This is a genomic window from Anabaena sp. 54 (assembly GCF_017355725.1).
Classification (GTDB): domain Bacteria; phylum Cyanobacteriota; class Cyanobacteriia; order Cyanobacteriales; family Nostocaceae; genus Dolichospermum; species Dolichospermum heterosporum.
Genome location: NZ_JAAVWA010000001.1, coordinates 1 through 13,158 on the forward strand (window position 1 = coordinate 1; position 13,158 = coordinate 13,158).

The 13,158-nt window shown below is 45.7% G+C and carries 8 protein-coding genes; 3 read left to right on the forward strand and 5 right to left on the reverse strand.

The genetic code is table 11. The features are described 5' to 3' along the window. Positions 1 to 150: 150 nt before the first annotated feature. The 4 genes from HEQ36_RS00005 to rpsT all read right to left on the reverse strand — a co-directional run bounded on the left by HEQ36_RS00005 (position 151) and on the right by rpsT (position 7,630). Positions 151 to 2,043 carry a DNA-directed RNA polymerase subunit gamma gene (locus HEQ36_RS00005; protein WP_053540076.1) on the reverse strand — a complete coding sequence of 631 codons (1,893 nt, stop codon included), beginning with the start codon at positions 2,041 to 2,043 and terminating at the stop codon, positions 151 to 153. Positions 2,044 to 2,284: 241 nt separating this feature from the next. Beyond that, positions 2,285 to 5,623: a DNA-directed RNA polymerase subunit beta gene (rpoB, locus tag HEQ36_RS00010; RefSeq protein WP_027404243.1), complete on the reverse strand. Its 3,339-nt coding sequence runs from the start codon at positions 5,621 to 5,623 to the stop codon at positions 2,285 to 2,287. 738 nt (positions 5,624 to 6,361) lie between these two features. Then, the gene (locus HEQ36_RS00015) at positions 6,362 to 7,147 is read right to left on the reverse strand and encodes a TatD family hydrolase (RefSeq protein ID WP_039202358.1); all 786 of its coding nucleotides are present in this window, start codon (positions 7,145 to 7,147) and stop codon (positions 6,362 to 6,364) included. A 195-nt stretch (positions 7,148 to 7,342) separates the two neighbouring features. Continuing rightward, positions 7,343 to 7,630: a 30S ribosomal protein S20 gene (rpsT, locus tag HEQ36_RS00020; protein ID WP_027404245.1), complete on the reverse strand. Its 288-nt coding sequence runs from the start codon at positions 7,628 to 7,630 to the stop codon at positions 7,343 to 7,345. Positions 7,631 to 8,099: 469 nt separating this feature from the next. Here rpsT and hisD point away from each other — a divergent pair, with 469 nt between their 5' ends. Then, on the forward strand, positions 8,100 to 9,395 hold the full coding sequence (hisD, locus tag HEQ36_RS00025; protein ID WP_168636585.1) for a histidinol dehydrogenase: 1,296 nt from the start codon (positions 8,100 to 8,102) through the stop codon (positions 9,393 to 9,395). 103 nt (positions 9,396 to 9,498) lie between these two features. After that, a complete protein-coding gene (locus HEQ36_RS00030) occupies positions 9,499 to 10,668 on the forward strand; it encodes a homocysteine biosynthesis protein (RefSeq protein ID WP_027404247.1) in 1,170 nt (389 codons plus the stop codon). A 119-nt stretch (positions 10,669 to 10,787) separates the two neighbouring features. On the opposite strand, the gene HEQ36_RS00035 is transcribed toward HEQ36_RS00030, so the two are convergent. Then, the gene (locus tag HEQ36_RS00035; RefSeq protein WP_168636586.1) at positions 10,788 to 11,777 is read right to left on the reverse strand and encodes a hypothetical protein; all 990 of its coding nucleotides are present in this window, start codon (positions 11,775 to 11,777) and stop codon (positions 10,788 to 10,790) included. Positions 11,778 to 12,168: 391 nt separating this feature from the next. Here HEQ36_RS00035 and HEQ36_RS00040 point away from each other — a divergent pair, with 391 nt between their 5' ends. Continuing rightward, complete coding sequence (locus tag HEQ36_RS00040) at positions 12,169 to 13,056, forward strand: lipopolysaccharide assembly protein LapB (RefSeq protein ID WP_168636790.1); 888 nt, start codon at positions 12,169 to 12,171, stop codon at positions 13,054 to 13,056. Positions 13,057 to 13,158 lie beyond the last annotated feature (102 nt).

The window sequence follows — 13,158 nt, forward strand, 5'->3', positions numbered from 1 at the left end:
CTCCCCTACATCCCTACCTCCCCTACATCCCTACCTCCCCTACATCCCTACCTCCCCTACATCCCTACCTCCCCTACCTCCCCTACATCCCTACCTCCCCCACCTCCCCTACCTCCCCTACATCCCTACCTCCCCTACCTCCCCTACTCCCTAAGCGTCTATCGCTTCCTGAATCGCCTTGTTATAAATCGCCCTGCCAGGAGTCGTATAAATGTACTGAGAAATCAAATTTCCCTGACCATCTTCCCGTACCCGGCGGAACTTATAGATTAGGGTGCGACTTGTCACCCTACCCTTAGCATCCTTGTCCTCAATCACTTCCAAAGGTTCAGTATCCGGTTCACCCGAATCAATTTCCCCATCAAAGCGCACGTAAATATAGGCATGAAGTTCCACCTGCTGCGCCTCATAAGCCATAATTACATCATCCAGAGACGAGAAATACTTACCTGCCCCCTTCGTTGCATTGGGATTTTCCGCCGTCAGATAATACGCCCCCAACACCATATCTTGGCTAGGAGTGACAATCGGTTTACCCGTTGCCGGTGACAAAATATTATTAGAAGCCAACATCAACAACCGCGCCTCCGCCTGACTCTCCAAGGACAACGGCACGTGAACCGCCATTTGGTCACCGTCAAAGTCAGCATTAAAAGCCGGACACACCAAAGGATGTAATTGAATCGCTCTTCCTTCCACCAAAATCGGTTCAAAAGCCTGAATCCCCAAGCGGTGCAGCGTCGGCGCTCGGTTTAACATCACCGGATGTCCCTCAATCACCTCCTGCAACACATCCCACACACTGGGATCATTACGAGAAATCAGCTTCTTCGCCGCCTTGATATTATTCACCATCCCCGACCGAATCAAACGATTGATTACAAAGGGCTGGAACAACTCAATCGCCATCTCTCGTGGCAGTCCACACTGGTGAATCTTCAGCTTTGGTCCGACCACAATTACCGATCGCCCTGAATAGTCCACCCGTTTCCCCAACAGGTTTTGCCGGAACCGTCCTTGTTTGCCCTCAATAATATCCGACAACGACTTCAGCGGGCGGTTATTAGCCCCCACCACCGTCCGTCCCCGGCGACCATTATCAATCAAAGCATCCACAGCCTCTTGCAGCATCCGTTTCTCGTTACGGACAATAATCTCCGGGGCGAGAATTTCCTGAAGCCTAGCCAAACGGTTGTTGCGATTAATTACCCGGCGATACAAATCATTCAAATCGCTTGTCGCAAACCGCCCCCCATCCAACTGCACCATCGGGCGCAAATCTGGGGGAATCACGGGGATAATTTCCATCACCATCCATTCTGGGTGCGAACCGGTAGCGATGAAATTATCAATCACCCGCAGCCGTTTAATTAACTTCGCCCGTTTCTGTCCCTTGGCTTTCTCAATTTCTTCCCGCAGGCTTTCCGCCTCCTGCTCCAAATTAATATCCGCCAACAACCGCAACAGAGCCTCAGCCCCAATGCCCACTTCCACACCCTCTAACTGGGAATCTTCACTGTAGATAGCATCCTCAATTTCTAGCCACTGGTCTTCACTCAACAGTTGTTTGTAACTGAGAGTATCCGCGTTACCAGGCGCTAAAACACAGTAAGAGTTGAAATAAACAATCTGCTCCACATCCCGCAGCGGCATATCCAGGAGAATCGCAATATAGCTAGGAATCCCCTTGAGATACCAAACATGAGCCACCGGGGCAGCCAACTTAATAAAACCCATCCTGTGACGACGGACGCGGGATTCTGTTACTTCTACACCACAGCGCTCGCACACAATCCCTCTATGGCGCACCCGCTTATACTTACCACAATGGCACTCCCAATCCTTAGCTGGTCCGAAAATCCGTTCACAAAACAACCCATCCATCTCAGGCTTGAGAGTCCGGTAATTAATAGTTTCTGGCTTGGTAACTTCACCTACGAGTTGTCCATTAGGCAAGGTACGCTCACCCCACTGGCGGATGCGTTCTGGCGAAGCTATACCAATTTTTACGTAGTCAAATTGATTATTTTGGGGGGATCTCATGAGAATTAAAAATTAATAAACAGAAGTCAGGAGTTGGGGGAGTGGGGGAGTGGGGGAGTGGGGGGAGTGGGGGGAGTTGGGGGAGTTGGGGGCAAGAGTAAAAATATTCTCCTCTACCTCCCCTACCTTCCTCTACCTCCCCTACCTCCCCTACCTCCCCTACCTTCCCTACCTCCCCTACCTCCCCTACCTTCCCCTACCTCCCCCTACCTCCCCTACCTCCCCTACCTCCCCTGCCTCACTAATCATCTCCTTCCAAAGATTCACGGGAAAGCGACTCATAGGTGGGTCTAGGTGGTGTCCGTCGAGCAGCTTGATCTGCCATCAGGTCTACCTCCACATCCAAAGAACTACCATCTGCTTGAGTTTCTACCTTATGCACCGCAATATCTAAGCCCAAAGACTGCAACTCGCGCATCAATACCTTGAAGGATTCAGGAGTACCAGGACGGGGAATAGCTTTGCCTTTGACAATGGCATTCAGAGCCTCATTCCGTCCCTGCATATCATCGGACTTAACTGTTAACAACTCCTGCAAGGTATAAGCAGCACCGAAAGCCTCCAATGCCCAAACTTCCATTTCTCCAAATCTTTGCCCACCCTGTTGAGCCTTACCACCCAAAGGTTGCTGAGTCACCAAAGAGTAGGGACCTGTGGAACGAGCGTGAATCTTGTCATCAACCAAATGCACGAGTTTGAGCATATAGGCAACACCGACAGTAATAGCCCGGTCAAAGGGTTCGCCCGTGCGACCGTCATAAACCATGATTTTCCCGGCATTGTCGGGGTTATAGACCCAATCCTTAGCAGTTTCGTCTCTGGCTTCTTGGAGTTTGCCGTGAACTAGGCGACGGGAAGTTTCTTCCCCGTACATTTCGTCGAAAGGAGTAATTTTGAACCTGACTCCCAAATTATGACCAGCCCAACCTAGCAAACATTCAAACACCTGACCGACGTTCATCCGGCTAGGTACACCCAAGGGATTGAGAACAATATCTACTGGTGAACCATCGGCTAAATAGGGCATATCTTCAGCAGGCAAAATCCGGGAAATGATCCCTTTGTTACCATGTCTCCCAGCCATTTTGTCACCCACTTGGATTTTGCGCTTTTGAGCTACATAAACCCGAACCACCATATTTGCCCCTGGTGGCAGTTCATCACCTTGTTCACGGGTGAATAACCGGACATCAACTACCCGACCTTTTTCACCATTGGGAACTCGCAGAGAGTTGTCGCGGACATCGCGGGCTTTTTCACCAAAGATAGCCCGGAGCAGTTTTTCTTCTGGGGGTTGGTCTGATTCACCTTTGGGAGTGACTTTACCAACGAGAATATCTCCAGCATCTACCCATGCCCCAATCCGAATAATCCCTTGTTCATCTAATTGTCTGAGGGCATCTTCACCGACGTTGGGAATTTCTCTGGTGATTTCTTCGGGTCCGAGTTTAGTTTGTCGCGCCTCGATTTCGTATTTTTCGATGTGGATTGAGGTATAAACATCTTCCTGCACCAAGCGCTCGGAAATGAGAATCGCATCTTCGTAGTTGTAACCTTCCCAAGGCATATAGGCGACAACGATGTTTTGTCCTAATGCCAGTTCTCCACCTTCTGTAGAGGAACCATCTGCCAATACCTGACCGGCAACGACTTTTTCGCCGATTCTCACCAATGGTTTCTGATTTAAGCAGGTATCTTGGTTAGAACGTTGGTATTTGGAAAGTTTGTATTTAAGTTCTTGGCCTTTTTCAATAACTTGGCTACCACTGGCTGCTGACAACTGACCACTGGCGCGGACACGAATTTCTGTGGCATCAACATAGACTACATCGCCATCGGTGCGGGAAACTATCACCATCCCGGAGTCTCTTGCCGCTTGGGCTTCTAAACCTGTTCCCACTAAGGGGCGTTCTGGTTTTAACAGGGGTACAGCTTGGCGTTGCATATTAGAACCCATCAGCGCTCGGTTAGCGTCGTCATGTTCCAAGAAAGGAATCATGCTGGTAGCTACTGAGACTATCTGTACTGGAGAAACTGCCACGTAATCCACTTGTTCAGGTCCGGTGGTTGTCCAGTCTTGGCGATAGCGAACTGGTACTTGTGGTCCTTTGATGTAACCGTTTTCATCTAGGGGAACGTCACCGGTGGCTGTGCGGAGGTCGTCTTCTTCGTCTGCTGTCATGTAGACGGGCGGAACATCGAATAAGACTTTGCCGTTTTCTACTGGTCTAAAGGGTGTTTCTAGAAAACCGTAGAGGTTAACACGGGCATGGGTAGCTAATGAACCAATGAGTCCGGCGTTTGGTCCTTCTGGTGTTTCGATGGGACAAATCCGTCCGTAGTGGCTGGGGTGAATATCTCGAACTGCAAACCCGGCTCTTTCTCTGGTTAGACCACCTGGACCCAAGGCACTGAGGCGGCGTTTATGGGTCAATTCCGCTAGGGGGTTGGTTTGATCCATGAATTGACTTAGTTGGCTTGAACCAAAGAATTCTTTGATGGCTGCTACTAAGGGTTTGGGGTTAACTAGGGATGCGGGAGTCAGAACTTCGGCATCGGATACGGTCATCCGTTCTCGAATAATTCTTTCTAGGCGGTTTAACCCTACTCTGACTTGGTTTTGCAGTAATTCCCCAACGCTTCTGACTCGGCGATTTCCGAGGTGGTCAATGTCATCAATACTACCGATATCGTATTCTAGGTTAATGAGGTAATCAATGGCAGCGAGAATGTCCCCAGGGGTAAGGACGCGCATGGTGTCGGGGGCGGAAAGACGAAGTTTTTTGTTGAGTTTATAACGACCAACTTTTCCCAGGTCATAGCGTTTAGGATCAAAGAAGCGGGAGTCTAAAAGCTGTTGTCCACCTAAAACTGTAGGTGGTTCACCGGGACGAAGTTTTCGATATAATTCCATTAGGGCTTCTTCTTCGGAAAATTGCCCTTCTTTTTCTATGGTTTTTTGGAAGTATTCTGGATGGCGCAGGGCATCAAAAATTTCGTTGTCGGATAATCCCAGTGCTTTCAGAAGTACCTGGGCTGATAGTTTCCGGGTTTTATCTATCCGTACCCAAACTAGGTCATTACGATCTGTTTCAAATTTGAGCCATGCGCCCCGGTTAGGAATTAAGCTGGCGGAATAGGTACGTCTTCCGTTTTTATCAATTTCTGATTTATAGTAAACTCCAGGCGATCGCACAATCTGATTGACAATGACACGCTCGGCTCCATTAATGATAAATGTGCCTCTATCTGTCATCAAGGGCAGATCACCAATGAATACTTCTTGTTCTTTAATGTCTCCTGTTTCTTTGTTCAGTAGACGGGTAGGAACATACATTTGCACTGCATAGGTGCTGTCTCTCCGCTTGGATTCTTCAACGCTGTATTTAGGTTCTTTGAGTTTATAGTTATTACCTAAAAAGTGCAGTTCTAATTTGCCAGTGTAGTCTGTAATTGGACTAAAAGAATTCAGTTCTTCTATTAGCCCTTCTTCTAGAAACCAGCGAAAACTAGAACGCTGAATTTCAATCAAGTCGGGTAACAGAAAGGCGGATTCCATGTATTTGTCGTCGTTAGTCATGCCTTTACCTTTATCAACCTGGTTAAACTTTAAAGGAAGCCGATAGCTTGCGTGGCGCAGCCATAGCTGCGAGTCTGCCATGAAGGCTTTGTGCTAGAATATGAGTCCAAAGGTATGAAGTCCATAAGCTTGACAATAGTTGGCTGCTAGATTTTTGACTGATAGCGCAACAGTCGCGTTAGCCCTAAAATTTCTTTCTACTTCACACTTTTTCACCTTTTACACCTCACACTTGGTCCTGGTTGTGGATTCCCAAAACTGGGGACTGAAACCGGAGTAGGATTCGATAGGGCAACGTTGTGTTTAAGGCTGCACTATGGATTTGATATTGCTATGATTGTCTGGGGTGGACAATTACTTTTAACGATTTTCTATAGGTTTGATATACCAAAGGATTGCCGTTTCTACCTTTTCAAGTTTTTTCCAGTGAAACCTTGGTTGCCAATGCTTGTGATCTATTGAGAGCATCCGTTTGTAGAGATTTAAGTGGATGGGCAGACAATGTTGGATTTTAGATCTGGGTCGCTTCGATTGATTAAGCGGGCTAAAACCACAAACTCTCAAACTGGCTAATATCGGGTTGATAACAGCACAAATTGAGCTTTAGGAATTATTATCCTTCCTTTACCATTATGGCTTGACCTAAATGTTTTGGAGGGATTAATTTTAGCACATTTTTATCCTCCGTTTGGATCTTATAAGTTAAATCATTGCTAATGCTAAAGATTTGATGATCATTTATAATGATAGACCGAATAATCTACAGGCATTTTGGGTGGTTTTCTGGGCAATTTCTTCTATTGTTTCGGCTCGTAGTTTTGCTAGTGCTTCCGCTACATAGCGAACATAGGCTGGTTCATTGCGTTTTTCACCTCGTTTAGGTACGGGTGACAGAAATGGACAATCTGTTTCTATCAGCAAGCGATCGCTGTCCACCATAGCCGCGCTCGCTTGAATAGTTTGAGCATTCTTGAAGGTAACAGTGCCGCTGAAGCTAATATAGAAACCTAAATCCAGAAACCATTGAGTTTCTTCTGGTGTCCCTCCCCAGCAGTGCATGACACCCCGTACTCTTTCTCCATGCAAGTCCCGCCATTTTTGCAGTACGTCTCTGACAGCAGGTGCAGCATCACGACAATGGATGATCACTGGTAAATTGAGTTCACAAGCGATCGCTAATTGTGATGCAAATACTTGATGTTGATGCTCATAGTTATCTGCTTTGTAGAAATCCAACCCCATTTCCCCAATGGCTACCACTTGGGAATGAGAACTGGCTAAAGACTTGATTTGGGTAGCTGTTTGCTGATCCCATTTATGAGCATCTAGAGGATGCAGCCCTACAGCAAAACTAAGTTCAGGAAACTGCTCTGCTATAGCTTGAATGCTCGCAAATTCCTGGGGGTGAACACAGGAGTGGACTAATCGCACTACTCCTGCTTCTTGCCACCGGGAACGCACGGCTGCTAAATCTGGCTGAAAGATGTCAAAGTTAATGTGTACGTGGGTATCTATAAGTTGCATGGCTTGTTGGTGAAAAATTTTAGATTTTGGATTTTAGATTTTGGATTGAGAATTTTTGGGACAAGATCCGCCATGAGAGAGCGGAATTAATCCAAAGTCACCAATCTAAAATCATCAGTCTCCACACTTGAGGGTAGAAGTAAATCCAAAATCGTAAATCCAAAATCCAAAATCTCTTGACCACTGAACTATTGACTAAGCGGTAAGGGTTTTGTGTTTATGAGCCAATCTTGACTTTTTTCTGGCTCCATTGTTGGGATGCAGCACGCCAGTTTTTACAGCTTTATCAATTTTGCTGTAAGCTTCGGACATTCTCGCTTCCACTTCCTGCTTGAGTTCTGTTGTCGGGTTGACAGCACAAGCTTCCACAGAACTAAAGTATTTTTTCATCAGCGTTCTCACGGCTGATTTATATGCTTTGTTACGCAGTCGGTTACGTTCTGCGATTTGTGCGCGTTTAAGAGCAGACTTTGTATTCGCCACAGTAATTCCAAAAAAGACTATTAATTATGTACACACACTACTAGGTTTAATAAATATAGCATTATTTTCGCTAATGTGATAGTTTCTGAAAAAAAATATTTTATTTGGGCGGAAAAGCTGATGCGTGAGCCTGAAAAAATAGATTAAAATGATTTACTGACAAAGAAACCAGATCAGTTCCCCAAATTCAGACTTCTGGGATATTAAATTTCTCAGGCTGTCTGAATTTTATAAAGTAGTATCAAAAAAATCCAGGTTAAGCTAGAGAAGAGAATTACATTCAGCTTGATCCCCTAACACGGCAAAACGGAAGTCGAAAGTTAAAAGTCAAAAGTCAAAAAGCTGATATTTTAGGCTTTTTAGCTATTTTGAATGGTTGTTCTACTAACGCGATGTTGTCGTAGCCGGTAAAAAGCCCAAGTAGTTCTTGTTTTGCGAATATTGTAAAATTTGGTATTGTCATTATTCCATGCTGCGAATTATTACTCAGCAGGCAGACGTTAGATCAGAACTTCAACGAATCTGCGATCGCACCCAGGATGAACAGGTACTTCATAAAGAAGCAACAGTCCGCGAAGTGTTGCAAGCGGTGAAGCGCCAAGGCGATAAGGCTGTACTACATTATACAGCCGAATTTGATCACCAAATTCTGAAAGCAGAAGAACTCAAGGTAACAGGATCAGAACTGGATGCAGCCTACCAACAGGTATCCAAGGATTTGCTCCAGGCGATTCGACTAGCTTGCCAAAAAATAGAGGCTTTTCACAGTCAGCGTATCCCCAAAAGCTGGGTACAATTTGGCGATGATGAAGTAGTTTTAGGCAAACGCTACACCCCGGTAGATCGAGCAGGTTTATATATACCAGGCGGTCGGGCTTGTTATCCCAGTACAGTGTTAATGAATGCCATTCCCGCAAAAGTGGCAGGTGTCCCTCGTGTAGTGATGGTGACACCAGTTAGAGGCGGTAAAATGGTGAATCCTGCGGTTTTGGTAGCGGCCCAAGAAGCAGGAGTTCAGGAAATTTACCGTGTGGGGGGCGCTCAAGCCATCGCAGCTTTAGCCTATGGCACGGAAACTATCCCCAAAGTCAATGTGATTACCGGACCTGGTAATATTTATGTCACCTTGGCTAAAAAGTTAGTTTACGGAACTGTGGGCATTGATTCTTTAGCAGGTCCTAGCGAAGTGCTGGTAATTGCTGATGAAACAGCTAATCCTGCTTATGTGGCGGCGGACTTATTAGCCCAAGCAGAACATGATCCGATGGCGGCAGCGATTTTGCTGACAACGGATGCGGGGTTGGCGAAAAAAGTGCAAATGGCGGTGGAAAGACAATTGGTAGATCACCCACGGCGGATAGATACGGAAAAGGCGATCGCCCATTATGGTTTAATTGTGGTGGTAGAATCCCTCGCAGCAGCAGCCGAACTTTCCAACGAGTTTGCACCAGAACACCTAGAATTAGAAGTTGCCGATCCTTGGGCTTTAATTAACCAGATTCGCCATGCTGGGGCAATATTCCTGGGTAGTTCCACACCTGAAGCTGTAGGCGACTATTTGGCGGGTCCTAACCATACCTTACCTACTTCTGGTGCTGCCCGTTATGCTTCCGCTTTAGGGGTAGAAACATTTTTAAAACACTCAAGTATTATTCAATACTCACAAACTGCCTTGGAAAAAGTGGCATCTGCCATTGACATCTTAGCAACTACAGAAGGTCTACCTTCCCATGCTGATTCCGTTAAACTCAGAGTAGAGGATTGACACTTTTCCGTTTAGAATACGGTCTTAAAAATTACTCCCTCGTCGTTACGCAGGCTATCGTCAACGCCCCCAGTGTACCGATAGTCCTTCAAATAAATTTAAAATGCGAACAATTGCGGAAATTAATGAGAAAATCAGCCGAAAACGGGCGGTAGTCTGGACGGTTGAAGAGTTAAAAGCGCGAGTTGCTGAAATTGGTGTTGCTAAAACCGCTAAAGAAGTAGATGTAATTACCACTGGCACATTTGAGCCGATGGAATCAAGTGGTGCAATTATTAACTTAGGACATACTGACCCACCGATTAAAATTCGGCGTTGCTGGTTGGACGGAGTTCCAGCTTATGCTGGTTTTGGGGCGGTAGATTTATACTTGGGTGCTAGTTGTCCAGTTGATTCCCTAGATGGGGAAGAAGTGCGGGAACGTGGTGGTGGTCATGTAATTGAGGATTTAATTGCCGGTAAATCTATCCAAGTTCGCGCTATGGGACAAGTTACCGATTGCTACCCTAGAGCCACATTTGAAACCACCGTTACCCGTGACACTATCAATCAGTTTTATTTATTTAATCCGCGCAATCTTTATCAAAATTTTATTGTTGGGGTGAATGGAGGCGATCGCCCACTGCATACCTACTTAGGACCATTGCAACCCCGTGTGGGGAATGCGGTCTATTCTAACCCTGGTTCACTGTCACCCCTCCTCAATGATCCCGATTTACAACTTGTGGGGATTGGGACGAGGATCTTTCTCGCAGGGGGTATTGGTTATGTAGCTTGGGAAGGGACACAACATTTTCCCTTGCAAAAGCGTTTAGAAAATCGGACACCTATTGGACCATCGGCAACTTTAGCGTTAATTGGTGATGCTAAACAAATGGACGCGCGATGGATACGAGGTTGTTATTTTAAAAGCTATGGACCATCTTTAATGATGGGTGTAGGTGTACCACTGCCAGTTTTAAATACTGGTGTGGTAGAACGCTGTGCTGTCCAAGACAAAGACTTAGTAGCACCAATTGTAGATTTTTCAATTCCTCGTCGTGTCCGTCCTACTTTCGGTTTAGTGAGTTACGCTCAACTTAAATCTGGACGTATCACTATTGAAGGCAGGACTGTACGAGTAGCCTCTTTAGCTAGTTTGTTTCTTTCCCGACAAGTAGCCCAAGAGTTAAAACAATGGATTACTGAAGGGAAATTTACTCTCACTGAACCAGTAGCCCCAATTCCTATGGAGCGTTCTTTTTTACCTCAAGACCGTTGGACGGAATTTTAAGATGAGGAGTTCAGGAGGTAGGGGCGCAGGGCCTGCGCCCATTCAGGGGTTCAGGAGTTAGAAGTCAGGAGAAAGAAAATTATCCACTGACAACTGACAACTAACAACTGACTAATTACCTAATCCCCAAGTTTAGGCTTTTTAACCGGCTTAGGAGTGGGGGTTTTTGGCACAGGTTTGGTGATGACTGTGGTGGCATCACCTGCTGTCTTTCTAATGGGACGTGGGGCTTCTCCATTGCGTCTAGGAGGGAATGGCTTTCTACCACCACCACCGGCACCACGAGGCGCTCCTTTGAAGGGTGGTCGGCGTTTTTTGGGTAAATCGGCGATCGCTTCGGCATTAACTATTACTAATGCGTCAGCCTCCCGTTTAACATTGAAGTCCCAGAACTTACCCACAGCTTTGGTGGTTAATACGCCCTTGAGTTTCAACTTAAAATATTTAGCTTTATCAGTAGGTTTACGGGGAGCTTGTTTGATTTTCACAACCAAACTCTTTTCGTCAAAGGACTGGTAAACTACCTCACCACGCACAGAAAAACCACCATCAGGAACTGCTGATGAGGGTTTTGGATTAATGCTTAACGCTACCCTACCGTTATCAGAAACTGCTGTCGAATCTGTACCAGCTTCATATAGTTCATATTTCGCCAGATTTTCTGGTTCCCAAACACCAACAATTTGCAGGTGCAATGCGTCATTTTCTTGTCTAGTGCGGGGATAAACTACCCATAGATGTTCTGTTTCTAGGTCTAAGTGATTTTTGACTAAACTCATAATCCGACCTAAGAGGACGGCATTAAGTTCAACCCCATCTTTTGTGATTAATGTTCCTTGGGTAAACTGTTCATCACTAGCATGGTAACACCCGCGAATTAACCCAATAGCTCGGTATTGAGTCGGTTCGCTAGGAGGTGGAATTGGTTGTTCTCGATTAGCCAAATGTCCATTAGAGTCAGGTTTGCTAGAGTCAGTGAGAGAACTTTCCAGTTTAGAGGATTGGTCTGCTAATGTATTAGCACTAACAGGGGGTTCAATCTCTTTTATGCCTTGGTTAGAGGCTGTGAAATTTGCGGATTCAGAAGACGGCATCAGGTCGGAATTCATAAAAACTCCTTGCGGCACAAGACATACCCCATTGTGGGATTTAATAAAGACAAAGGAAAAGAGCCAGTGTGTAGCTGATTAAAGTATATTTCTTTTTAATCTGGCTACTCCCTTAATGCTCTGTACGAAAATCAAGACGCAGAATCCCACATTTATACACTAAATGTGCAATTTAGCGGCTTTAATCCAGTTATGGCTTACGCCAAGCTACGCTATCGGAAGCATAGCATAGCGATAATTCGGACGGGTCTTCCTAAAGTCATCACTTACTTTAGCAGGATAGATATTTATTTGTTATAAAATTCACAGACAAATGACCGTATTCCGCAAAGTTTTGGAAATTTTTAACTTTGCCATTAATTTCATTACCATTGAGGAGCAGAATAATATTGTGTCTGAATCGCGTAATCGCTGGATAGTTAGGGTAGTGTTAGCTTTCGCTGTTGTTGCTTTTGTAGGGGTCTCTATTATACCCATCCTTACAGCGATTAATAAACCCCAATCATCTCCACAAAATCAGCCCACTGCTGACCCTAAAATATCTTTATCGGAGCAAAAGTCAAAACTGGAAGATCAAGTTCGGGGTTATGAATTAGTTTTACAGAAAGATACAGAAAATCAAACTGCACTCAAGGGACTTTTGCAAGCACGTCTCAGTTTGTTGAGTCAAAAAAGCCGAGGGGAAGTGAAACCAGCGGATATTCAAGCTGTGATTGAACCTTTGGAAAAACTCGCTAAACTCAATCCCCAACAGTCAGAGTATGGGGTTTTATTAGCACAAGCTAAACAACAAATTGGCGATAAGGAGGGGGCTGCTCAAACTTACCGGACTATTTTAACTACAAAACCGGGCGATTTGAAGGCTTTGCAGGGGATGGTGAATTTGCAATTAAGTGAAAAGCGTCCAGAAGCAGCTATTGGCTTATTACAAGAAAGTTTGGCTGCTGCTACCCAAGCTAATACTATTAAACCAGGAAGTGTGGATGTGGTTGCTGTCCAAGTGCTTTTGGGTAGTGTCTACGCTTTTCAAAAGAATGATGATAAAGCTATCTCTGCTTATGATCAAGCAATCAAGAAAGATTCTCAAGATTTTCGCCCCGTTTTAGCAAAGGCTATGCTGTTTAAACAACAAGGTAAGCTTGATGAAGCAAAACCTTTATTTGATAGTGCGACGGCTTTAGCACCAGCTCAGTATAAGGACGAAATCAATAGGGCTGGAGCGGTTTCTGAGCCTACTCCTACGGCATCAGCTACGCCTTCACCTACGGTCACTCCGTAAGGGTTTGCAGGGTAGAATCAGGATGAGGGCGCAGGATGAGGGCGCAGGATGAGGGCGTAGGATGAGGGTGCAGGATGAGGGCGTAGGATGAGGGCGCAGGCC

Bases quoted from the DNA above. Each gene is read 5' to 3' on its own strand.
- hisD (WP_168636585.1), top strand. From the start codon at position 8,100: ATGCTGCGAATTATTACTCAGCAGGCAGACGTTAGATCAGAACTTCAA.
- HEQ36_RS00030 (WP_027404247.1), top strand. From the start codon at position 9,499: ATGCGAACAATTGCGGAAATTAATGAGAAAATCAGCCGAAAACGGGCG.
- HEQ36_RS00005 (WP_053540076.1), bottom strand. From the start codon at position 2,043: ATGAGATCCCCCCAAAATAATCAATTTGACTACGTAAAAATTGGTATA.
- HEQ36_RS00035 (WP_168636586.1), bottom strand. From the start codon at position 11,777: ATGAATTCCGACCTGATGCCGTCTTCTGAATCCGCAAATTTCACAGCC.
- rpoB (WP_027404243.1), bottom strand. From the start codon at position 5,623: ATGACTAACGACGACAAATACATGGAATCCGCCTTTCTGTTACCCGAC.
- HEQ36_RS00015 (WP_039202358.1), bottom strand. From the start codon at position 7,147: ATGCAACTTATAGATACCCACGTACACATTAACTTTGACATCTTTCAG.